This is a genomic window from Halobacteriovorax vibrionivorans, assembly GCF_003346865.1.
Classification (GTDB): Bacteria; Bdellovibrionota; Bacteriovoracia; order Bacteriovoracales; family Bacteriovoracaceae; genus Halobacteriovorax_A; species Halobacteriovorax_A vibrionivorans.
On sequence record NZ_QDKL01000003.1, the window covers coordinates 256,799 to 281,032 of the forward strand.

Sequence of the window (24,234 nt, forward strand, 5' to 3'; positions counted from 1 at the left end):
CACTGTTTAACCACTACACAGTAACTTACTAAACTAAATTCCGATACTTACACCAGTTTTCAGTAGTTTAAAGTTTTTACACCCGTGAACTTGTTTCATGGAACATGGCATCATTCCTGCAACTCTAATAACATCGTATCAAATAGGAATGACATGCAAAATAAGAAGCTATTGAACAAACATTTAATTTTACTAGGTTTCGTACTTTCATCACCAGTACTTGCACAAAGTGGTGCCTCAAAGGCCGATGTTTTTAACTCAGGTCTTGAGTCAACTTTAAAGAACGCAGGTATTGATGAGTTAAGCTTAACGATTGGTGCAAAACTTGGCTCTCTTGATTCACGTACTGACAAGGGAACTGTTTATGAAACAAATATGAACGTTGAACTTGAAGCAGAAGTATTTGAGCATGTTGATTTTAATTTTGATGGTGGATTTAAATACCAAACAGGTAATTCATCAACTCAAGAAACAGGACGAATTAGAACATATAAGCCGAAGTTCTCTTATAAGCACGGATATTTCTCTTATAAGATGTTTAACTTTGCAAAGATAAGTGCAGGTGCACTTAAGAATAGTACAAACTCAACTTACATCTCACCATTTGTTAACGGTGGGAATTCATTTCTAGGTGTAAGAGAGATGCTACTAACTAAAGTTGGAAACTTCTACTTTAGATTACAAGCGACTCAGGCCCAGCCACAGAACGCTTTACTAAGAGAAACTTTTAATATCGATGATAATGGTGATCCACAATTCTTTAACGAGTCTGTTGACATCACTTATTTAACAAGAGGTTTCAAAGTTTATGGTGCAGCAGGTACTTACCGTTATAAGAACCTATCTGCTGATATTGCTGATAATGATTACTTCTGGGGTAACTCTGTAAGTAAAGGAGCAACACCAGACCAAAGTCTTTACCTATATGACTTTACAGGAATGTATGCAAATGCAGGTATTGAATTTGGAATTGGAAATGATCGAATTAGACTAAAAGGTGCTTACGTTAAGAATACAGAAAGCGCAGTACCAGATGATAAGAACACAGGTTTCGCTTATGTAGCCGCTTATGAAACAAAGATTTCAGATAAGAAAGTAACATTTGAGGCCCTAGGATTTGAAAACCAGGCCGACACTGCTCCAGCATTTTATCGTGGTACGCAGTTAGCAAATGACTACAAAGGCTATCAGGTAGGAATCAAATTAGAGAATAAGAAAGGATTTAAAACAGAAATAAATTATATGAATCGAACTGTTCTAGGAAACACTGACTCTGTCTATTTAATTGATGGATACAGTGATGAACAAGTTTACACAATCTCCCTAAGGAAAGAATATGACATTTTGTAAGACATTTAAAAACATTACTCTCTTAAGCATGTCTATGCTTATGCTAACAACTCTTGTTAGCTGTGGTAGTGATACGTCTAACGATGAAAAACAAAAGCTTGCAAGACAGCTTAAGGCACAAGCAAATGAAAGTTCAGTAATTACTGTTTCACGCTTTAGTGTTGAAGGTGTGTCTGAAGATAAAGCAAACGTTAAATCACGTATTGCTTATCACAAGACATTTCACGTTAAGGCCTGCCTATCATCAAAGATTGGAAAGAGTCTTCAATATCGTAAATTCTTTGTAACTGGAGACAACTTCCAAACAATTGAAAGAGAAGCAGATGAGTCAAGCTGTATCCGTTGGGATGAGCCAGTTGAAATGGACTACTCTCTACCAAATACATACTTACCAATGAGTCGTAAGATTATACTTTCTTCAAGTGCAAATATTTCTTACGACCTTAAGCTTGCTGTTAACCAGTATGCTAACAGTATGATTCACGGTAACAACTATCACCTATCACAAGGTCTTAATAAGGATCGTTTATCAAACGACGAAATTATTAATGTAAAAAACATTAAGATCACACCTAAAGGTTACGGACTAGTTGACCCAAGAAATGATAACTTAATCATTGATAAGAAGGTTGTTGTATCTGCTTGTTTAAACTTAAAAACAAATGGTTCATCACTTTCAAATGAGTTTATCAAGGCCAAGCTTGTTAATCTTGAAAAACAAGAAAATGGTGAAGAAAATGCTGTTACACAAATGTATGACCTAACAGATGGGCAACTTGATGAATCAGGATGTGCTGAAGTTAAGTTCTACTTAGAACACGAAAGATATACGAATACGAGACGTATTCCATTTAATCTTGAAATCGAAGTACAAAACAAAACTCTTAAGAACGCAAAAGTTACAAGAGGGCTTTGTCTATATCCATGGTCAAACAGTGGATGGATCTTTGCAGAAGTTTCAAGATCAGGAAAATGTGAAGAAGATAACAATAACCAAAGAGCTCGTTTATTTGTTGACCAAGTAAGCTACAGCTTCTTAGGACACGATAACAATAATGGTTTTCACCTTAATAACAACCTTGATCTTGTTGTTGAGAAGTCATTTATCGTAAAAATGTACCCAAAGGTACACTACGGTAACTACGCTCACCACATGAACCCAATTGAGCCGTTCTATCAAGGTAAGCTGAAGCTAGAAGTATACTTCTTAGCACCACTACAAGGTGATATCGACCTTACAAATGAGAATAAGCATAAGTTTAAACTTATCTCAGTAGCGTCACGTGAAGTAGAAGTAGAAAATAACTTACTAAAAGCAAGAATTGATATGCCAATTAAGTTTGTAGACATGCCATATGTACATACGAGAACTTTTGCGGCCGTTAAGCTTTCACCAATTTTACGTGAAGGTGATGATCCAAGGACTGCACCTCGTCCAGCATGGGCAGCAGGTACATTCCACGCTTCATCAAAAACTTTTAACTCTGTACTTCATACGCAACTACAAGTTACAGATAAGTTTTCTGAAGCGGATTATCAGAACAACAAGATTAAAGAAAGTATGAACGAAATGATTCAACTTGAAAACTACCTTGAGTCGATGTCTAAGAACATCCAAGGCGTGACTAAAGCAGATATCATTAAAGCAAAACTTGCTCCACGTTATACAAAGAGTGCTGAAAAGCTTTTTACTGAAGAGCTAGATAAGCACGACCTTTTTGATAAGACGATCAACTTAACTGATAGAGCATTAAACGATAAGCTAATTGCTGAAAACAAACTTTCACAAGCTGAGATTAATGGGATCTATGAAGATAACTACAATGCAAACACTTTGAAAAAACTTTGTGGTGCATTCTTTGATCAGAAAAAGACAGGAATCTTTTGGAAGACGTACCTGGACTACAATATGAAAAAGTGTATTGAGAGGCCATGGGACTTTATGATGATTACACCTGTATCACACGTACAAGAAGTAATCTCTAAACCAAAAGTAAGTCACTCGAATACAATTCGTATCTCGAAGTCGACTGGAACTGGAGACTACTTTACAGAAAGTAATAGAGTTGGATGGTCACATGGTTATAAAACTGGTGTAGGTGCAAAACTTGACTTTAAACTTCCATTTGGTGACAAATCACCTGTTGGCGGAGGAGTTGGAGTATCAGCATCATATGACTGGTCAACATCATGGTCACTTGATCGCTCAAACGGAAATAACAACAGAACTGACAACAGCCAAGGAATCGACCTATATGCTGAGTCAATTACACTTAACTTTGAAGCAATCACTAAGCAGTGTTTCATGGTAGAAGGGACGTCAAAATGGAAGGCCGTTTGGGTTGATAACCACCTACCATCTAACTATGGACTAGGCGGAAGTCTTAAGTACGTAGCAGAAAATAACCCAATGAGGTATAAAGTATGTAAAGGCGTATCAGGTAAAGAAAGACTTGAAGAGACTTGGTACTTCACAGGAGAAGGTTTCCAATTCAACTCAATTCTTCGTGACCGTCTTGGTATGACTGAAAATATGTACACGATGATGTTTAGAGGACGTAAAACACTTTACAAGTTTATGGACTTCTTAAGTAAAGCTTCAACGAGCATGTTTAACATCAAGGAAAGAAAGAACCAATCACCTGATGTATATATGCTAGATGTATATAAGTCATATAAAGAAGCATTTGATAGTGATCACGATTTAATTGATGATCAAGCGATACCTGGAACGGTTGAAAAGTTTGATCCAATTAAAAACGGTGGTGACCATAACTTCTCAGAAGATAGTTGTGAATTACCAAAAGACAATTACAACCATGCTTCAATTGACTTTTGTTAAGAATTAAAAACAAGATAAAAGAAAAGGCCGCTATTGCGGCCTTTTTTATTTTCTATCGTATTGTGAAAAAAGATAATCAAGAGTGTCATCATCGACATCGCGATACAGACAAATCCCTAGCTGCATAAAATAAATTCTTAAATGCTCGCGGTGATCGAGGTTTGGATGCTTCTTGCTTAGAATCTCAAAGAGCTCTACTTCTGCTTCAGCAATAATATCTGAAAGATCATTACCTGCACCTTTGTTAATCATATAAAGAGCAAGTAAATAAGGCATTTGGATTATTTGATCTCTTACAATCTTAATCCTTTCTCTAATACCTACAGAATGTTCTTGAGTAAGATTGAAGACCGTACTAATCATGTACTTCACGGCCTCTTTTAAAATAACATCCTTTTCCTTACCTAAGTAATAGTAAATAAGAGAACGTGTAACGTCTGCCTCTTTAGCAACTTCAGCGATCTTCCAATTAAGGTGCCCTTTGGCCACTTCTAACTTAGTTACAGCGTTGAGGATACGAAAGTGCACTTCCTCATTCTTTTTAGGTTTTACTGTTCTTAGAGGCTTGTTATCGCCTTCATCATTTGTTTGTAAGTTTGTTGAATCTGTCATAATTGTCATAAATCAATGTCTAAATGTTTAATATTTAAGTGTCTTCCCAATATTACCTTTCTATACCCGATAATAATACTTAAGTTTTAAAAGGTAAAATCCGATAAAAATTTATTAGCACGTGTTCGATTAAAATTATTGTCGATAGTATTTTTTATCTAGTTATGGGGGAGATTTGATGAAAAAACGGTTACTTACATGTGGACTTTGCCTACTTTCACTTACTATTCCAATTGGATGTCAGCAGAAATCTTACCGTACCCCTAGCTCCCTTAAAAACTCGAACTTCGATTCGCTAATCCATGAGATGCATGAATCTGTTTCAAAAGGTGTAAAGTCGCCTAAAGAATGCGCTCAAAAGACTCAATATTATTATGGAAAACTCTTTGAAATAGAATCCGATGATATCGACTTTTCTGAATTCTCTAAGTATCAGATGCAGGATTTTACAATGGCATCTTTTAGTATACGTCTTGATCTGAAAGAAAAACTAAAGGCGCTAAATAGTAACGACGAATTAACACAAGAAGAGCTTGCGTGTTTAAAAGGTGTAAAAACAATTTTTAGGGCCCTTCGCTATCTCGAAGACTATTTTATCGAATCTTACTATGCTTCAAGACAGAAGGGTTCAAAACCAATCGACTTTAATACACTTGATTATTCAAATAACAAAATAAAAGATCTTCCTGTTCACTTTATGGTAAATCCAGATTACTCATTTGAAGGTGTTGAAGATCTAAAATCTGGAGACATTATCTTATCCAGAGGTAATGCGTACTCTAGTGCTGCCATTGCAAGAATTGGTGATGATGATCATCAGTTCTCTCACTTAACTTTAGTGTATCGTGATGAGAAAACAAATAAGCTCTACACATCAGAGGCCCATATTGAAGTTGGAAATGTGGTTGCCCCATTTCAAGTTCATCTTGATCAGAAAAATTCTCGAACAGTTGTCTTTAGACACAAGGACGAAAAGCTTGCTCACCTAGCAGGAAAAATAATGCATGAGCGCTTCTCTAAATATTCAAAAGAGAAAAAGAAAAATGTACCTTATGATTTTACAATGGATTATCACGACGACTCAGAAGTCTTTTGTTCTGAAGTAATTTATCATGGCTACAAGAAAGCCTCAGAGCAACTATCTAGTAAATCAATGGATATACCTGAATATAAAACAACATTTAATCCAGCTCTTCTAAGCTTCCTTCAAGACTTTGGTCTAAAGGTGACAAGTGAAAATATCTCTAGCTTTAAAACATTTGGGCCAGGAGAGATACAATTTGATTCGCGTTTTGACTTAGTTGCAGAATGGAGAAACCCAAATAAATTAAAAGATACACGTTATAAAGATGCAGTACTAACAAAGATATTTGAGTGGATGGAAAATAAGAATTATGCCTTTGATCCTGGCCTAGGTACAAAACTTGGAAATGATTTTGCTTGGCTTGCAAGACGCTCAATTGTTACAAGAGGATTAATTAAATTTGTAGCTGGTGTTGATCTTGAAGAAAAATTTCCCCTAAACTTAGGTTCCAAACAAATTGATCTTTTTGTTGTCTTAGATGAAGTTGGAGAACAACTATATAAGAAAATAGAAATTGCAGAAAAAGAGAAAGGAAAGATCTTATCATTTAAAGAAATGTTTGAAGTTCTTGAAAATTACCGAGCACAAGATGAAAAGGTATACGGCCAATACTTAAAAGATAAGAAATTTAATCAAAAGCAAATGCATGGTGGTAGTCGCAGAAATGGTGTTAGAAGGCGTAGAAAACTTACACGCCCAGACTTTCATCACCTCTTTCACAGTTCATAATACGTAAAGTCTACTTTAAGACTTATAAAATTTAGGCTATATTGGCCGCATGAAAAAAGAAAATCTCACACTCATTCATGCGGCCCATAATAAGCTTTGTAATCACCCACTTTATTCAAATATTGAAAGTATTGAAGATGTAAAAATTCTCATGCGATGGCATGTCTTTGCTGTATGGGACTTCATGTCTCTACTTAAAGGTCTTCAAAGAGAAGTTACATGTGTTGAAACACCTTGGATTCCATCTAAGTACGATAAAGAATGTGTTCGATTTATTAATGAAATTGTTCTTGGTGAAGAAAGTGACGAAGACTTAAATGGTGGCCATATTGATCATTTTACAATGTATCTAAATGCCATGAATGAAGTTGGAAGCGAAACAAGTGATATTAAAAAATTCTTAGAAACATTTTCATTTGATGGCATTCCTATGCCTGTAGCAAAGTTTAGTGCATTTAATCTAAACCTATGCACTAATACTCAAAACCCTCACCTAATGGCATCGGCCTTCTTCTGGGGACGTGAGAATCTTATTCCTGACCTCTTTACACCTTTTGTAAAAGTTCTTGAAGAAAAGAAAATACATGCACCGTACTTTAAACACTATCTTGAGCGTCATATCGAATTAGATGGAGATGAGCATGGAGAGCTTGCAGGCAAATTACTTGCTCAACTTTGTGACAGTGAAGATAAACAGAGACAAGCAACTCAAATTGCTCTTGATTCTCTCGATTTAAGATACAAACTTTGGGACTATGTCCTTGAAGAAATTCTTGCTAGTCGTGAAAGCTTAGAGCATATCAACTAGCTCTTTTGCTAAACTAATTCCTGCACTCCAGCCATTTTTATAAAGGCCTGTGAGTGCATAAACGCCCTCTTCAACCTCTCCACAAAAGGGAGTACGCCTTTTACCCTTGTGGCGAATACCTGTGTGTATCTGCGGTGAACCAAGCTGCTTAAGTTCAGGAAGATCACCTTCAAATATTGTTAGCTTTTCATAGACTTCTTTTGGTGAATGAAGTTGGCAAAGTCCCTCAATTGAATTTGCGCCAAATAATAAGATCTCATCTTCTTTTCGATAAACAAGGTTATAGTGGCCACGACTTAGGACAAATGATTTATCAGCTTTAAAATTATTCCAGCTAAAAAATGTCCCCTTAACAGGTTTGCCTTCAGGAAGATTCTTATTCTTATAAAAAAGTGATGTATAGGCCGAGGTGGCCAAGATAACCTTTGCATTGGTTTTAGGAAGCTCAGTAACTCTTTGAACTCGACTTATAATTTTATCTTCGTACTGCGCCTTAAGCCAGCCCAGAAAAACTTGTGGATTAATTAAGTAGGCATCCTTAGCAACCGTTTGCAAACCTTTAAAGTTTTCAAAATTTGTTCCATAACGTGCTTCAAATTGCTTAAACTTTAATGGATCTTCTTTTATATCTGGAGGTAAGTAGTATTGAGTAGCTGGGTGAACCCCCTGTATCCCCTCTTGCTTAAAGAAAGTATCAATGAATTCATGTGCATGAAATAAGATGTCACCGAGCTTTGAAAGGCCTTCAGCAAATAGTCCCATCGAAACAACGCTAGTTGTATTAATAGAGCAAGGTGGAAAAGCATCATTATCAAATAACTGACAAATACGTGAATCAGGGAACTTTCTTGTTAAAAAATAGAGAATACTGCGCGCGGCCACGCCATCTCCAATTACAATATAATCAAAATCTTTTGTCATAATAAACTCTTACATCAATATTTTTAAGTTAACCAGTGGAATTTACTCAAGTTTTTATTGTCATACCAAATTCAATCCCTATACAATTTTAACTCAAATTTAGTTAATGGAGTATGAATTATGTCAGAAGAGACAACGAAGTCGACAAAAAACCCTATGGACGTTATCGATCAAAATGCCGTCTTATTTTGTGTAGACAACACAGATATCACAGCAAAACAAATCATGGCCGTACTGGCAATGCTACTTGTAGAAGATTGTACAGTTCCATTTATCACTCGTTATCGTAAAGACAAAACTGGTGGATTAGACGAAGAACAAATTCGCCTCATTCAAGAAAAGTATGACGAATATATCGAGCGTGAAAAGAGACGTGAATTCATTCTAGAGGCCATCACTAAACAAGAGATGATGACTCCAGAGATTGAAAAGAAAATTAAAGCGGCAACAAATATTAACCAGCTTGAAGATATCTATGCGCCATTTAAATCAAAGAGAAAGACAAAGGCGCAAATCGCAAAAGAAGCAGGGCTTGGGCCATTCTCAATTCTAATGAAAGAGTCAAAGCTTCCTATGCCAGAACTTGCAAAAGAAGCACTTAAGTATATTAATAAAGAAAAGAAAATCGCAACTTTTGAAGATGTATTAAAAGGTGCTTGTGACATTATCATCGAAGAAATTGCTCACGACACAGAACTTAAAGAGCAATTACGTAACGATTACTGGGCACAGGCAATGATTAAGTCAACTCCTCGTAAAGGTTATGAAGAAGTAAAAGACTGGCAAAAGTACAAAGACTACTTTGAATATGAGCAAAAAGTTAGTGATCTAAAAGATCCAAAAGCCGCTCACAGATTCCTAGCGATTCGTCGTGCACAAACTGAGAAGATCCTAAAAGTTGAAATTATTTTTGATGAAGAATATGCAAATAATCTTATTCTATCAAAGAACTTCCCAGACACTACAGTCACAAGTTACAAGGCATTAGTCGATTGTGCATCAAAGGCCTATAAGAATTATATTCACTCTTCTCTTGATTTAGAAATCAAGGGTGAACTTAAGAAGCTCTCAGATGAATCAGCAATTGATGTTTTTGGTATAAACCTTAAGAACCTTCTATTACAACCTTACCTTGGTTCTAAAACAGTTCTTGCGCTTGATCCAGGAGTAGTGACTGGTTGTAAGACAGTTGTTGTAGATAATACGGGTAAATTTGTTGTTGATACAGTTGTCTACCCTCACCCACCAAGAAATCAGGTACGTGAGTCTGCGACAATTTTAAATGCCATGATTGAGCAATTTAATGTTGAATATATAGCAATTGGAAACGGAACTTTTGGTCGAGAGACTCTCCAATTTGTTGAAGATAATATTACTGCGGTTAAAGACGGAAAAGTTAAAGCAACAATGATTTCAGAAGATGGTGCTTCAATTTATTCTGCTTCTCCAATTGCAAAGAAAGAATTCCCAGATAAAGATGCAACAGTAAGAGGCGCCATCTCAATTGGCCGCCGCTTCCAAGACCCTCTAGCAGAGCTTGTAAAGATCGATCCTAAGTCTATTGGTGTTGGCCAGTATCAACACGATGTAAACCAGGTTCGTCTAAAAAAATCACTAAATGGCGTGGTTGAAAGCTGTGTTAACTTTGTTGGTGTTGATATCAATACGGCATCGGCCCCACTACTTTCATTCATTTCCGGAATTGGGCCAACAGTTGCGGGAAATATCGTAAAGCATAGAGATAAGAATGGGCTATTTTCAGATCGAAGCGAAATCCTAAAGGTTTCACGTTTTTCTGAAAAAGTTTTCCAACAAGCAGCAGGATTCTTAAGAGTTTATAATGGGAAGAATCCACTTGATGCGACATTTATTCACCCAGAAAACTACGATATGTTAGAAGAATGGGCACACAAGAATGGATACACGCTTGAGCAGTTAACAACAGATAATGCAGTTGCAAATAAACTAAAGTCAGATAAGGACCTTATTGCAAAACTTGGTGAATTTACTGTTAATGATATTTATAAGTCACTAACTGCACCTTCACAGGATCCTCGTACAGAATTTAAGACAACAGAGTTTAGAAAAGATGTACGTGAAATCAAAGATGTAAAAATTGGTGAGAGATATCCAGGTATTGTAAAAAACATCACTCAATTTGGTGCCTTTGTTGATATTGGAATTAAAGAAAATGGTTTAGTTCACGTAAGTCAGATGGCCGATCACTTTGTTGAGAATGCCCTTGATGTTCTAAAAGTTGGGCAAGAAGTTTCTGCCGTTGTTCTTGACGTTGATATGGATAGAAAGCGTATTGCTCTATCTCTAAAATCTGACGGAGCTGAAGAAGCAAAAACTTACGAGCGTCCAACAGGTGGCCCACGTAAGAGCAATCCTCGTGGTGGAAAACCTAAGATGCCAAAGCAAAACGATGCACCGTTAAAGAATAATGCATTCGCTGCTCTTAAGGGATTTAAGGTTAAATAGGTGCGGCATTGTCTGCCCAAAGGCAGACTATTGGACGCACCTATAGCTCCCATTCACTTTAGCTAGAAAATGATATTCAACAAGCCGGGTTCAAGCCCGGCTTTGTTGTCTCAGGAGCAATAAACAAGTCTTCGCAATTTAAGCGACATTTTAGCGCAGCTAAAATTAGCGAAAAAATCTTTCTGAAAAAACTAATCACACAAGCCTCGCAACTCAAGCGACATTTTAGCGCAGCTAAAATTAGCAAAAAGACTGAGCAACAATTCAATTTCAAAAATGAGAGAAATAAGGTTTTCATAATCCCCCAGATTAATCGCAAATATATTATTTATTACATGATTTAACCTGAGGGTTTATTGAGAGGATTAGCAAACTTTACGTATGATAGATATACTTCACACAGTTTTTAAAGCCCGTTATTAGGCCCTAGAGCAAGTTGGCTCTTTTGCAGATCGATTCTTAAAGATCGACGATCAGGGCCTGCAAATGGAATTGTACCGTTTACTTGTGCCTGAATCATATTAAGCTCGTGTCCTACAGTTCTTTCAGTAACTTCTTTTATATGAAAGCTTAAGAAGCCATTAAATACTAAATCACTTTCTTCGATAATATTTCCATCAAAGCCAACAACTGCACCTTTAACTTGAGTCATGCGCTGAGATTGGTCACTATAGTCTTGCTGGTTAAAAGTAAGGACATTTTTACAACTAATTAGCTGAATATTTAAATGATCCTTTGCCATCTCTGCCTTACAAGCAGACTTTGGAAATTTAACAATTAGAGCATTTAAATTATTTAATTCAAAAACATCGCCTAATCGATCTGAAAGCTCAAAATTAAACCCAAAATCAGGATACTGCAACAGAGCACCTTTTATGATAATTTCAATATGCTCAGTAGAGTTATTTAAAACTTCAACTGCTGGCATTTGATAATTCCATGGACTTACATATTTTAGAGACTTAATTTCACTAGCAAATGAATTAATTGATAATAAACCTAATAGAATAACAAATATCTTTTTCATTAATATCTCCTTAATGAGCATTATGCTCATTGATTAAGAGAAAACTAACGAATTAAATTAGATAAATAAAATACCTATATTAGATCACTGTGATAAAAAATTCTTATACCTATTACCACCATTTTTTTGTAACGTATTCCTGGTGATCAAAGCTTACAATTTCTCCCATCTTAGGGGCCATTAACTTTAGCTTTCCTTGCTGTGAAAACTCATTGAGCTTTATTATAGGATCATCCCACGTGTGAAATGCTAAAGAAAATGCACCCCAGTGAATTGGAAAGTAGTAATTTGCATTGATGTCTTCATAGGCCTTTGGCCATTCATCTGGCAAGAGGTGGACAGCAAACCAATCTGGGTTATATTGACCTGACTCCATAAATGCTACATCAAAAGGACCTAGACGTTGTCCGATTTCTTTAAAATGAGTATCGTAACCAGAGTCACCACTAAAATAGAGATTATTATTACGAGTTTTTACGGCCCAAGATGCCCATAGAGTTGTATTTTCGTGTGCTTGGTCGCGACCAGAAAAATGCTGAGCAGGAGTTGCCGTAAATTTTATCCCATCAAACTCAACGTTCTGCCACCAATCAAGCTCTGTGACACGTTTACGATCAATACCCCAACGTTTTAAGTGTGAGCCCACTCCTAAAGGAGTGATGAACTTAACATCCTTATCCACAAAGAATTTAATGGTTCTCATATCTAAATGATCATAGTGGTCATGAGAGATTAATATATAGTCAATCTTTGGTAATTCTTTAAGTGTTAAAACAGTAGGTCCAAAACGTTTAACAAATATTGGTACAGGAGATGAAGAATCTGAAAAGATTGGATCAATTAGAACAATCTTAGAGTCGATATTAAATAAGACTGTTGAATGACCAAACCAAATTGACTTTACAACATCAGACTTCTCTAGAAATTTATCCATATCGGGTTTTAACATTGGAAGAGGTTTATCTGGATAGCGGCCATTACCCTTACCCAAGAACTCTATAAAGTTAGAAAAACCAAAGCCATCTTTCTTTATTGGCTGTTCACTAGTTATATTAGGTCTGCGATTTACAAACCTCATCTTCTCTTTGTTAAATTGACTAGATTTAGTGAAAGTCTCTAATTCTTCCTTATCTGGGTGAGAGCCCATAGAAGACATAAATACTGAAGCAACTTTTGTCACGGCCGAACATCCTGAAAAATTCATTAAAATAATTAACAATATTAACTTTTGCAACTTCATTGTTTCATTCTACTATAAAGCTTTATCTATATCCTTAAATTTAATATTTCTTACAAAAAATTGTCACAAATTTCAATTAGCATACGAATGAAAGAATAAAACCAATGGAGTAATAAATGAAGTTAACTGTATACACTATTTCTATGCTACTTCTCCTTTCTTGCACAGGAAAAGAGAATAATACCGATAAGAAATCTTTAGAAGAAAGGCGAGAATTATTTGGTAATGGACTAAACTCAATAAGATACTTTGGGGAAAATCGTCCAAAAGAAGAAGTCATCGAACTTGGAAGAATGTTATTTTACGATACTAGGTTAAGTAATGACAAAACGGTAAGCTGTTCAAAATGCCATTTACCACAATTAAGCTTTAGTGATGCTCTTCCAAAATCCATTGGTGCAAAATATCGTCTTTCACATCGTAATGCTCAAACACTAATCAATACAGCAGCTCAAATTTCACAACATTGGAACGGAAATCGAAAAGACGTCGAAGAGCAAGCAAAGAAAGCTTTCTTCTTTAAGGGGGCCTATGATCTTAAAGACAGTAGTCATTTAAAGAAAAAACTTGTGGATAATAATTATAATGAAGCATTTAAAAAGGCTTTTAACACTGAGCTTATCACATCTAATGAAAACGACATTTTAGAATTAAGTGCAAAATCAATTGGCGCCTTTGAAAGAACTCTCGTTGGTCCTGCTATTTTTGATGATTACCTTGAGGGAAAAGATGACGTTCTTAATTTAGAACAAAAAAGTGGACTTAAGAAATTTACGCAATACGGATGCATCGGCTGTCATAATGGTAATCTTGTCGGTGGAGGAATGTATCAGAAATTTGGAGTCGTTGAAGATCCATATAAGTACACAAAGAGTAAAAATCGTGACTTAGGCCGCTACACGCATACAAAGAATGAAGATGATAAAGAGTATTTTAAAGTCCCTCCACTTAGAAATGTAACAAAGACATCTCCCTACTTTCATGATGGTAGTGTGGCCTCACTTGATGAAGCAATTGATATAATGGGGCGAGTTCAACTTGGAGTGGAGATTCCAAAAGAAGATCGAAAACTAATTATTGAATTTCTAAAAACGCTTGAAACAAAAGAGGAGCATTTAAAAGAGCTAACAAGGATTCCTGATCTTCCGTAGTGAAGCTTTGAAACTAATCGAACACAGGTTAAGTACCAACCTTTTTTACGAAGGTCATGAAATTGCCATTGTCTTTAAAGAATCGCCAATTAGATAACAACGTAAAGACGACAGTGATAATAACGGGAACAATGAATGAATAGAAAAATGATGATGCCTCAAAACGTACTGGTAATGAACGATCAACAAACATGGCCGGCATGATTGTAGGTGAAAACTGAACTAACAATTTTAAAACAATAAAGCTTAAGATATTTCCAACTGCAATTGCACTTGCAGTTATGATTGCAATATTTAAACCACCGTATTTCTTTATATGGCCCATGCTCATGCCAAGAATCCAAAATGAAGCAAAGTCATTTCTAACACGTGCATAGAAAATTGAAAGACCAGAAATAATTGAAAATGTAACAAGAACAATAGTTGCTAGAAATAGAAAAAGAACGACATTATTTTCTAAGGCCAGAGCAAATACGAGGTTTTGATTTAATTCTTCCCAAGTATGAAAACGTGCTCCATCCCCTGCAAACTTCGACTTAAGTTGTTCTTCTTGTATTTTCGTTAAGTTTGAGAAGACTCTAAGCTTATTATAATGACGAGACTTAGCAATAGAGAATGCACTATAAGCGTGTCCCCAAGCGTGAAATTCATCAATATCAGGGTCCATAGAATCGGTAAAGGCCTCAACATCAAGAGACTTAAAACGTGGTAATTCGCCAAAGAATGTATCTGTATGGGCCGGTGAGATCAATTGCACACGATCATCAAGTCCTGCATAAACCTTACGCGCTAAATATGGCGACATTAAGATCTCATTTCTCTTAGGCCAATGATCAATGGCCTTTGGAAGTATTGAACTTGTATCTTCTATAATCCCGTGAAAAATGACTGGTGCTAAATAACCTTCTAATCTTATCAGGCCTTCAATTTCATACTCTAAAGTATACTTATAATTATTATCATTGAGATAAGAAGTGGCCTTTTTAAAATTGAAGTCTTTTTCAAGGTCAATAATATAGCGACCTAATGTTTGTTTACCTCGTTCAATACGATTGCTTTGCAACCCTTTTAAAACTGATTGAACAGTAAGTAGAGAAAAGCTAGATATAACAAGACTCGCCAAGGCCATAATAAGTAGCCTTTGGCGAGTCTTCGCTTTAAATAAATAACTTAAAAAGAATTTAAAGAAACTAAAAAACATTATTCTTAGTTCTATAATTCGTAGAACTTTCCATTATCACTTGCGAGTTTATTAATTAATTCACAAGGAGTGTATCGATCTTTATCAACACTATCTGCAAATTTAAGCATCTCTTCTTTTAATCTCGCAATACCTTGAGTATCTGCATATCTTAGAAGTCCTCCTCTAAATGGAGGGAATCCGATACCAAAAATTAGACCAAGATCAACATCTTTTGCTTTTGCAACAATCTTATCTTCAAGAGTCGTTGCAGCTTCGTTAATCATTGGTAAAAAAATTCGCATTTGAATTTCAGTTTCACTCATCTTCTTAGATGCTTTTGGAAGCATTTTCCATGCTTCATCATTAGGTCCTGTAACCTTTCCTTTCTCATCATAAAGGTAGAAGCCTTTAGAGTTCTTCTTACCTAAGAATTCTTTTTCAAGCATCTGCTTTCCAATTCCATTAGAAGCAAGACGTGCTCCAAGGCCGTCGAAAATAATCTTAGAAACTTTATCACCTACATCGATTCCAACTTCATCTAAAAGCCTAAATGGCCCCATTGGCATACCAAAGTTTAGACAAGCATCATCGATATCTTTAATTGAAACACCTTCTTCTAATAAGAATCCTGCTTCATTCATATATGGCATAAGAATTCTATTAACTAGGAATCCTGGCCCATCATTAACAACAACAGGAGTCTTCTTAGTTTTTACAACCCAATTATAAAGAGATTCAACAGTTTCGTCTGAAACGTTATCATGCTTAATAATCTCTACTAAAGGCATCATATGAACAGGGTTAAAGAAGTGAAGTCCAGCAAAACGAGAACTATCTTCTAATGCCTTAGACATCTCTTGAATTGATAGAGATGAAGTATTTGACGTAAGAATTGTATCTGGACGAACTTTTGTTTCTGTCTCAGCAAATACTTTCTTTTTAATATCCATATTTTCAACAACGGCCTCAATTACAAGGTCAGTATGTTCAAAACCACGATAATCTGTTTGAGCACTAATTGATCTCATCTTGCGCTCAAAATCATCTTTAGACATACGTTTTCTTTTTACAGCACCTGAAAAGTTACTTGAAGCCTGTTTTAAACCAAGCTCTAGTCCGTGTTGGTTTAGATCTTTCATGATTGGAAACATATCATTTTTGGCCATAAGCCATGCGATTCCACCACCCATTGTACCGGCACCAAGACAAGCTCCACGCTTTAATGAACGTCCTACACCTTTAGCATCATCCATTTTCTTAGACCCTTCCATTAAGAAGAAAATATGACGTAGGTTCTTTGATTGCTCACCAATACATAACTCTCCAAAAGCTTGTGCTTCTGTTGTTAAGTAAGATGCGCGACCTTTCATCACTCCACCTTCCATAACATCAAGTATTTTAAGAGGGGCCTGATAGAAGCCTTTTGTTTTCTTTAAAACTGACTCGCGGGCCTTTTGAAAAATAATTTTCTTTGTAAACACGTTATCAGTAGCAGCATCTTGCACTTTATCCATCATGCTACGCTTATCTGCTTTTTTCTTAAAATGCTTTGGAGCAAGATCAAGAAGGCGCTCTTTTGCATAAATCTCATCAGCAATTCCGACTTTCTTTGCTTTCTTTGCATTTAAGTTCTTACCAGTAAGGATCATATCTAAAGCAGTTGGAAGTCCCACTTTCTTTGGCAGGCGATAAGTTCCACCAAAACCTGGAATTAGGCCAAGTTTAACTTCAGGAAGACCAAGTCCAGTAGACTTGTCATCACTCACAATAATAGACTTACATGATAGAGCAAACTCAAGTCCACCACCAAGACATACACCGTTTACACAGGCCACAGTCGGCATTTTAAGGTCTTCAAGACGATTAAAAATTGTCTGCCCTGCCTCAGCTCCAGCCTGGCCATCAGCTGCCGTATGCATTGTATCGAATAGATTGATATCAGCACCAGCTAAGAAGCATCTATCTTTGTGTGAAAAGAAGATGGCACCATCTAATTCTTTTTCTTTTGAGTGAAGATCTTCAACAATATCTTGAAGCTCTTTTAATGTTTCTTCATCTAAAACCGTCATTGCCTTGTCACAATTGTAACCAAAACCAACAAACGCTTTCTTATCCTTAATTTCAAAACTTAATCTTTTATATGTCATATCTGTATCCTACTTATTTTTGAAGGTTCTCAATAATCATGGCACCACCTTGGCCACCACCAATACAAAGGGAAGCAATTCCGTAACCGGCCTTACGCTTTTTAAGCTCATGTGCAAGTGTAACAACAAGACGTGAACCAGTTGAACCAACAGGGTGTCCAAGTGCAATTGCCCCACCGTTTACATTAAGTTTCTCATCAGGAATTTCTCCCCAAAGCTTATCAACACCAAATTTGTCTGCAACTTTTTGATCAGTAAAAGCTTTCTTAACAGCAATAATTTGAGCAGCAAATGCTTCGTTAATTTCAACAAGATCCATCTGTTCTAAAGTTAGACCTGTTCTTCTAAAAACACCATCCATTGCTAACAGAGGTCCCATTCCCATACGCTCAGGCTCTAGACCGTGGAAGTGGTAGTCAACAACTCGCGCCATTGGCTCTAAGTTGTATTTTTTCACTGCTTCTTCAGAGCAGAAAAGGATTGCTGATCCACCATCAGTAATTGGACAACTATTTCCAACTGTAACTGTACCTGATTTACGATCAAAGTAAGGCTTCATCTTAGCAAGACCTTCAACAGAAGATTCTTTACGTGGACCGTGATCATTCATTAATAATTTATCTAATTTTGCACCGTATATTAAAGGGACAATTTCATCTGCAAAACGCCCTTCTTCAATGGCCTTAATGGCCTTGTGGTGTGACTCATTTGCATACTCATCTTGTTGCTCACGTGTAATTCCTAACTCACGTGCAAGAAGTTCTGCTGTTTGTCCCATATTTAACCCACAAAAAGGATCTGTTAGACCTTGCTCAATAGCAACAATAGGAGAAAGATAGGCCGGCTTAAAGCTTGATAAAACTTTTAGCTTATCACCTGTTGTTTTTGCCTTCATAAGCTTTGCAAAAAGCTCAGTCATCTGCTTTCCATAGATAAGAGGCATATTTGACATCGACTCAACACCACCAGCAACAACGATCTCGCTGCGGCCAGATGCTACTTTTAAAAAGCCTTGTGAAGCAGCTTCTAAACCAGAGGCACAATTGCGGTGAACAGAGTAACCTGAAGTTTTCTTATGTAGTCCTGCTTCAAGAGCGATAACTCGTCCAATATTTGGATATTTAGCTGGTGTCCCTGTGTTACCAAAAATAACCTCATCAACAGCATCATCTTCAATACTTGTCCCATCCATAATATGACGTACAAGGTAAGCTCCAAGGTATGGCGCTTGAATATCTTTAATAATTGTACCGGATTTGGCCTGTGGAGTTCTTACGGCCTCAACAATGTAGACTGGTTTCATCTATGATTCCTTTCTTCTGATTAATTGTTTTGACACTATTGTAGGGATTTTGACAGGTTATGCAAACAAAAAAAGGCTCCACTTTGGGAGCCTTCTTATTAGAACAGGATAAATTTCTTATTTAAACAATTGATTAGAATAGGTATGACAGTCCAAGACCTAAAGTGAATGAATCTGCACCTTCAAGGTTCTTAGCTTGATTATTTAGAACATAATCATTTGCTGAACCAGCATATTCATCTTCTTCACCCATTCTAAAGATATTCTTATCGTAGTTTAGCGCTAGCTGAACTCCAAATTCTTTAGCAAAATTAACTTCTGCACCTAAAGTCGCTCCACCTGAAACATAGCGATAAGATAATTCAGTATTATTAAAGCTATCTCTTGGGTTTTCAATTTTAAAGTTACCAAAGTGAACTTTAGTCCCAAGGCTCAAGAATGGCTTAATTTTCGCAGCACGAGAAAAGTAGAACTTAGCGTGTCCACCGAAATTAAACTCATTATATGAAATTTCATCATTTGCTGAGTGGTAATAACCAGTGCTGTAACAACCAGAATAACTACATGAGTATCCTCTATTACTAGCTAAGTCTTGGTCACCAATAGTCATTCCCATATAACCAACACTAATACCTACATCAACGCGATCAGAAACCTTAGTTTCTACTACCGCATCAAAATTAAGTCCTGCTGTCCACTCTTTCTGATCACCAGTGATTGTTTTAAATCCTGTTTGAACAGAAACTTTATTATCCAATTGTGGCCCTTGAGGTACAACTGGAGCTACGACCTCAGATCTAGCTGGAGCTGATTGAATGCTATTGATCTCGTCCATGGCCTTAATTTGACCTTCTAGAGCCTTTTGAATCTTCTTAGCGATTCTTCTCTCTTCTTTAAGACGCATATCCTCAACATTCTTTCTCATCATTTGCTCGTGCTTTTCCTCGAGCTCACGACGAAGCTTTTGAATCTTGTCTGCCGCAGATTTCTTCTTTTTCTTTTTGTAAAATCCATCCAGATTAATTTCATCTGTATGAACGACTTGATCTGTCTCACTTAATAGTGGGTCTTCTTGTGCAAATGAAGCTGCACTAGAAAAGATCAATGCTGCCATCACGGCGCAATTAAACTTTGTTGTTTTCATTCTGTACTCCCTGTTCTTTGTAGTTCTTTGTACTAAATAAGAGTTTTATACTTGTTTATAACACGTAGCGAGATTATTCTCTGCAAAAGGTGAACGTTGATGAAATTATTTCATGGAGAAGGAAAAACACTTAAAAATCAGACACTTAGACTGTCTAACGAAGGTTATAATAGCGAAATTTATCGGCCCTGACATCAGTTGAGCTATCAAGACCTATGGTATCAAGGAAACATAGAGGGTTTATGCTGCCTCGATCACAAGCACCGGGATCGGCCTTGAATCTGGCATCAAGAGTTTGAAAAGCAGCAAACATAATGGATACAATTGCAGTAATTAAAAGCAGATACTCGACAACAGTCTGTCCTTTATCATTATTTAACTCATTATGCTTTTTACTTTCTATCATTATAGTCCCTAATTTTAGACAAAAGTTTTATAGTCTCTTGCCTCTAATAGAGTTTGAGTTATTCCAAGGTTATTTTTCTTTAAAGGCCCGTGATAATACACGCCCTTTACACTTTCAAGTTTACCACGACTTCCTGTTCTAAACTTAAGTTTTACATTTTCTCTAGCATTTAAAAGTCCATGATTTCTTAAAAGACAAACTTCATCTATGGCAACACAATTTAATAAAACGTCTTGTGAATCGATTATCTCATTTTCAATTAGTAGTTTGTGAAACATATCTTGAACAAAATCTACTTTGAAACAGTCTTCAAAGCGCGAATACACCTTCACTTCACAAACGCCATCACCACCTATTTTTTTACGAATAAAGGCAACGTCGCTACCAAAGCTATAAGCATCAAAATGATAATACTCTCCAGATAATAAATTATCAGACATTTTATAATTAAGCTTGATACAGCCATATACGCTACTTAAATCATGGCCAATTCCCAACCTTTCAACGTTAGAGCTGAAGATGGCCATTTTTGATGGTGCTACAACTCCACTATAAGAAGCAAGTTGAGTGGCCCAAGGTCTTGCGTTTGAAAAACTAAATTCTTCAATCGTATCTTCTAAAGTTACTCCTCCAAGCTTTTCGATGGCATCCTTGGCCTGGGCCTCTAGGGCGAGACTCCAAATAAAGCGATATCTTGGAGATAATAAAACAATGAAGAAGTAAATTAACTCAAGATCAGAAAATGTAAGCTCTATTGATTGTGTATAAATACAGCGCAAAGAACTCATTAGCTTTTGTAATTCACTATTATTTTTAAACTCTCGTCTAAATGAAGAGTAACAATCATAAATATAATCAGGAAGTGCACTTTTAAAAGTAGCAACAGAAACTTGGTGAATCGTCTTGTAACGACATAATGACTCTCCAAGACGACTTACTGCTGTTAGGAAGTCCTCTTCAAAATCACTTATCTCTTTTTGTTCAGAAGCAAGTATCTGCTGTAATTGCGCATGTAAGTTTGGAAATTGCCTTGTTACCTGTGAATAATTCAGATAAGGCCTAGGAGAAGCAAATTCATATCTTTTAGAATTAACTAATAAGCAAAATGGAGCGAGCTCAAAATTTGATCTCTTAAAAATAGATGACTCTTCATCAATATCTGATATCCATGTTTTAATGAAAGCTAAATCAATAGGCCCATAGAATTTAAAATAAGGATCGTTAGACTTTATTCTTTGATCTTTTAAATATACGGCATCATGCCCGCTTTTTAAAATTTGAGACGAGGTTAAAAAACTCGTTATATTATTACCTATAATTAATGTATCAATATTTTTATTCATAATTTTACTTTGTTAATAAGTTAATTAATTTTCTCTTGGCCAATTCGCTTTCTTCAATCATAGCAGAGATGACCTCAGGTTTCATAGAGTCTTCATTTTCTTGACTCATTATATGGTAAATCTCATGACAGTCTTCAATAATCTTTATATTAAAATTTGATGAGATAATCATATCGTATTCTGTCGAACGATGAATATTAGGGCCACAGAAGATCCTTGAACCAGCAACAAATGGCTCCAATAATGAGTGAACACCTTTACCGTGGCCACCACCAACGTACACCTTATGAAAGTATGGATAGATTTCACAAAGGATTCCCTTCACTGTACATAAGATTAGTCCAGGACTCATTGTAATCTCTTTCAGAAAAGACTGAAAAGATTCAAGTGTTAATTTAGATTCATCTAGAATATGTATCTTAAGCTTAGGAGAGAGTTTTTTGATCTCTGATAACATCTCCTCCACTTTATCTTCTTTTAATAAATGGGGAGCTAGAAATACAAATTTCTTCTTATCTGCTATATCATTTAATAAATTTGTATCATTAAAGAAAGTGAATTCATTTATCCACATTTGAGCAAGACAAATTCTATCTTGATAAAGATAGAGTCCTAAAATCTGACTTAAGAACTCATAGTGTTTATGCTTTCTAAAACTCTTTTGACGAGAGTTAATCTGAAGCATACGAAGTTCAATTGGTGCAACGATCTGAGTGCCTAACTGCGCACTTTCAAATACCTTCTGATCTTCAATAGTTGCTGCTATAACCTCACTAAATTGAGCGTAGATAAACTTCTTAATCCAAGAGATGATAGGTTTACCATCTTTATTAAACCTTGCTTTTGAGCTTTTTGAAGTAGCGGAAAATAAGATAAACTCACTCATCTTTGATCCAAGATAAATAAGCTCAGGAAAAAAGTCATATCTAACCATCATCATCTTTGAGGCACTAGACCAAGCAATAATATTTTGTCTTTTTAAAAGTGGAAAGTATGTGATGAGGGGCAACCTTAGATAACGAACTCTCTCACGATGGGCCTGATAATATTCAACGACCTTGTGCTCCACACTAGGAGAAGTGAAAAGCAATTCAACATTTTTACCATGTGAAATTAGCTCATCAATAATAGGCCTAATTTGCTCGAACTCCCCTTCACTTGAGAAATGAAATAAGCAGTGGGCCTTCTTGCCTACACGAGAAAATGCCCTCGTGCCTTCATCCAGATAATTTTTGGATTCAAAACTTACTCGACGATAAAATGGCCCTATTCTTAATAAGTAGAAAAATAGAAAAAATGGATAGGCCACTATTCGAAGAATCGCCTGAATAAGAAAAATCAACAACATACAAATAGTATAAAGATACATCTAAGAGAATAGAAGCTAAAAATGTGGTCGAGATGACACCTAGTGGATACATTTTACATAAAATTATAAAAAACGAGTGTCATTTTCTTAAAAAATCTTACATATAACTTTAATTTTGTACCTTAACGAAATTCTGGATTGCCATACAATAAAAAAACTTCGATTATTGGCTATTGTATAAAAAGAGGGAGAAAAAAATGGGATTATTTAGGGGAGCGATACTCGCATTCATGGTTACCAGCGCACTTGGTGCTACATCAACGGCATCAATGCCTTCAGTACCAGCTACAACGACAACTCAACAAACAGCAGCGACACCAAATCCAGAAGAAAACACAATTTGGCAAAAACTAAAAAAATCACCATTTAATGCACAGTATTTAGTGGAAGGCTCAAACGGTTTTAAAGAGTCAATTAATGGATATAGTTTCTATAACTACCTATATTTAGGTTACAATATCAACGATAGATTTGCTGTAAAAGTTGTTCCTTATTGGCAAACAGACTTCTCAGAAAAACAAGAAAATAAAGATGGAAGCCGTACAATTCATCAACAATACGGTGCAACTCAAGCAAGACTTTATGTTAAGAAACTTTTAACTGATAAAGAAAATGGTTACGACCTTTATCTTCAATACCGTCTATACCACTACCCGGCCGCCACAAGAAAGTCTGGATATGATGCAAAACAACGCTTTTACCTAATTGGTGGAAAGACGATTAACGATAAATTAAGAATCGGTACTTATGCATTTTACGAAAGTTATATTAGAAACTCTGGTAAATCATCTCTTTTAGCAAATTACTACGCAGCAGTTGCTCCTACATATTATATAAGTGATAAGCTATATACATCACTTACAATTGACTACTATAGACAACAAAGAAAATCTGGAAGTACAGAAGCTGAGACTCTTTCAGTTTCTCCAGAAATTGGATACAGCTTCCCATTTGTTTCTCTATCAGCATCACTAGCTCTAGAGCCAGTAGACTTTAGAGGTGAAGATCCTGATTTCGTTGATGAAACACTTAAGAATGCCAGACTAGTAGTGTCGGCCTATTTCTCAATCCTATAATTTCATAATTACATT

Annotated in this window: 18 protein-coding genes; 7 read left to right on the forward strand and 11 right to left on the reverse strand. The window is 36.0% G+C overall.

The window, feature by feature from the left end:
• The first annotated feature begins 153 nt into the window (after positions 1 to 153).
• Both DAY19_RS12025 and DAY19_RS12030 read left to right on the forward strand, forming a co-directional pair.
• Complete coding sequence (locus DAY19_RS12025; protein ID WP_115362774.1) at positions 154 to 1,350, forward strand: hypothetical protein; 1,197 nt, start codon at positions 154 to 156, stop codon at positions 1,348 to 1,350.
• On the forward strand, positions 1,337 to 4,192 hold the full coding sequence (locus DAY19_RS12030; RefSeq protein ID WP_115362777.1) for a transporter family protein: 2,856 nt from the start codon (positions 1,337 to 1,339) through the stop codon (positions 4,190 to 4,192). The genes DAY19_RS12025 and DAY19_RS12030 overlap by 14 nt, the downstream gene beginning before the upstream one ends.
• A 45-nt stretch (positions 4,193 to 4,237) precedes the next feature.
• Here DAY19_RS12030 and DAY19_RS12035 read toward each other — a convergent pair whose 3' ends face one another.
• Positions 4,238 to 4,813, reverse strand: coding sequence for a TetR/AcrR family transcriptional regulator (locus tag DAY19_RS12035; RefSeq protein ID WP_115362779.1), 576 nt, complete (start codon positions 4,811 to 4,813; stop codon positions 4,238 to 4,240).
• 169 nt (positions 4,814 to 4,982) lie between these two features.
• Between DAY19_RS12035 and DAY19_RS12040 the strand changes: the two genes are divergently transcribed.
• Positions 4,983 to 6,617, forward strand: a complete 1,635-nt coding sequence (locus DAY19_RS12040; RefSeq protein ID WP_115362781.1) for a YiiX/YebB-like N1pC/P60 family cysteine hydrolase — start codon at positions 4,983 to 4,985, stop codon at positions 6,615 to 6,617.
• Between the two features lie 49 nt (positions 6,618 to 6,666).
• On the forward strand, positions 6,667 to 7,425 hold the full coding sequence (locus DAY19_RS12045; RefSeq protein WP_115362783.1) for a DUF3050 domain-containing protein: 759 nt from the start codon (positions 6,667 to 6,669) through the stop codon (positions 7,423 to 7,425).
• Here DAY19_RS12045 and DAY19_RS12050 read toward each other — a convergent pair.
• Positions 7,408 to 8,346: an FAD-dependent oxidoreductase gene (locus DAY19_RS12050; RefSeq protein WP_115362785.1), complete on the reverse strand. Its 939-nt coding sequence runs from the start codon at positions 8,344 to 8,346 to the stop codon at positions 7,408 to 7,410. The genes DAY19_RS12045 and DAY19_RS12050 overlap by 18 nt on opposite strands.
• Positions 8,347 to 8,466: 120 nt before the next feature.
• On the opposite strand from DAY19_RS12050, the gene DAY19_RS12055 reads away from it, so the two are divergent.
• Positions 8,467 to 10,830, forward strand: a complete 2,364-nt coding sequence (locus DAY19_RS12055; RefSeq protein WP_115362787.1) for a Tex family protein — start codon at positions 8,467 to 8,469, stop codon at positions 10,828 to 10,830.
• Positions 10,831 to 11,236: 406 nt separating this feature from the next.
• On the opposite strand, the gene DAY19_RS12060 is transcribed toward DAY19_RS12055, so the two are convergent.
• Positions 11,237 to 11,857: a hypothetical protein gene (locus DAY19_RS12060; RefSeq protein WP_115362789.1), complete on the reverse strand. Its 621-nt coding sequence runs from the start codon at positions 11,855 to 11,857 to the stop codon at positions 11,237 to 11,239.
• A gap of 112 nt (positions 11,858 to 11,969) precedes the next feature.
• On the reverse strand, positions 11,970 to 13,097 hold the full coding sequence (locus DAY19_RS12065) for an MBL fold metallo-hydrolase (protein WP_115362791.1): 1,128 nt from the start codon (positions 13,095 to 13,097) through the stop codon (positions 11,970 to 11,972).
• A gap of 116 nt (positions 13,098 to 13,213) precedes the next feature.
• Between DAY19_RS12065 and DAY19_RS12070 the strand changes: the two genes are divergently transcribed.
• Positions 13,214 to 14,248 carry a cytochrome-c peroxidase gene (locus DAY19_RS12070; protein ID WP_115362793.1) on the forward strand — a complete coding sequence of 345 codons (1,035 nt, stop codon included), beginning with the start codon at positions 13,214 to 13,216 and terminating at the stop codon, positions 14,246 to 14,248.
• A 28-nt stretch (positions 14,249 to 14,276) separates the two neighbouring features.
• Here the strand turns inward: DAY19_RS12070 and DAY19_RS12075 are convergent, their stop codons facing one another.
• From DAY19_RS12075 to DAY19_RS12105, 7 genes are all read right to left on the reverse strand, one after another.
• A complete protein-coding gene (locus DAY19_RS12075) occupies positions 14,277 to 15,377 on the reverse strand; it encodes an ABC transporter permease (protein WP_133296961.1) in 1,101 nt (366 codons plus the stop codon).
• Positions 15,378 to 15,460: 83 nt separating this feature from the next.
• On the reverse strand, positions 15,461 to 17,578 hold the full coding sequence (locus DAY19_RS12080; RefSeq protein ID WP_115362797.1) for a 3-hydroxyacyl-CoA dehydrogenase NAD-binding domain-containing protein: 2,118 nt from the start codon (positions 17,576 to 17,578) through the stop codon (positions 15,461 to 15,463).
• 13 nt (positions 17,579 to 17,591) lie between these two features.
• Positions 17,592 to 18,881 carry a thiolase family protein gene (locus DAY19_RS12085; RefSeq protein WP_115362799.1) on the reverse strand — a complete coding sequence of 430 codons (1,290 nt, stop codon included), beginning with the start codon at positions 18,879 to 18,881 and terminating at the stop codon, positions 17,592 to 17,594.
• Positions 18,882 to 19,014: 133 nt separating this feature from the next.
• Entirely contained in the window at positions 19,015 to 20,025 is a 1,011-nt protein-coding gene (locus DAY19_RS12090; protein ID WP_115362801.1) for an OmpH family outer membrane protein, read from the reverse strand.
• A 154-nt stretch (positions 20,026 to 20,179) separates the two neighbouring features.
• On the reverse strand, positions 20,180 to 20,431 hold the full coding sequence (locus tag DAY19_RS12095; protein WP_115362803.1) for a hypothetical protein: 252 nt from the start codon (positions 20,429 to 20,431) through the stop codon (positions 20,180 to 20,182).
• Between the two features lie 14 nt (positions 20,432 to 20,445).
• Positions 20,446 to 21,774, reverse strand: a complete 1,329-nt coding sequence (locus tag DAY19_RS12100) for a hypothetical protein (RefSeq protein ID WP_115362804.1) — start codon at positions 21,772 to 21,774, stop codon at positions 20,446 to 20,448.
• Positions 21,775 to 21,778: 4 nt separating this feature from the next.
• Positions 21,779 to 23,122: a glycosyltransferase N-terminal domain-containing protein gene (locus tag DAY19_RS12105; protein ID WP_158536896.1), complete on the reverse strand. Its 1,344-nt coding sequence runs from the start codon at positions 23,120 to 23,122 to the stop codon at positions 21,779 to 21,781.
• Positions 23,123 to 23,340: 218 nt separating this feature from the next.
• On the opposite strand from DAY19_RS12105, the gene DAY19_RS12110 reads away from it, so the two are divergent.
• Positions 23,341 to 24,219: an autotransporter domain-containing protein gene (locus tag DAY19_RS12110; RefSeq protein ID WP_120404846.1), complete on the forward strand. Its 879-nt coding sequence runs from the start codon at positions 23,341 to 23,343 to the stop codon at positions 24,217 to 24,219.
• The last annotated feature ends 15 nt before the right edge of the window (positions 24,220 to 24,234 follow it).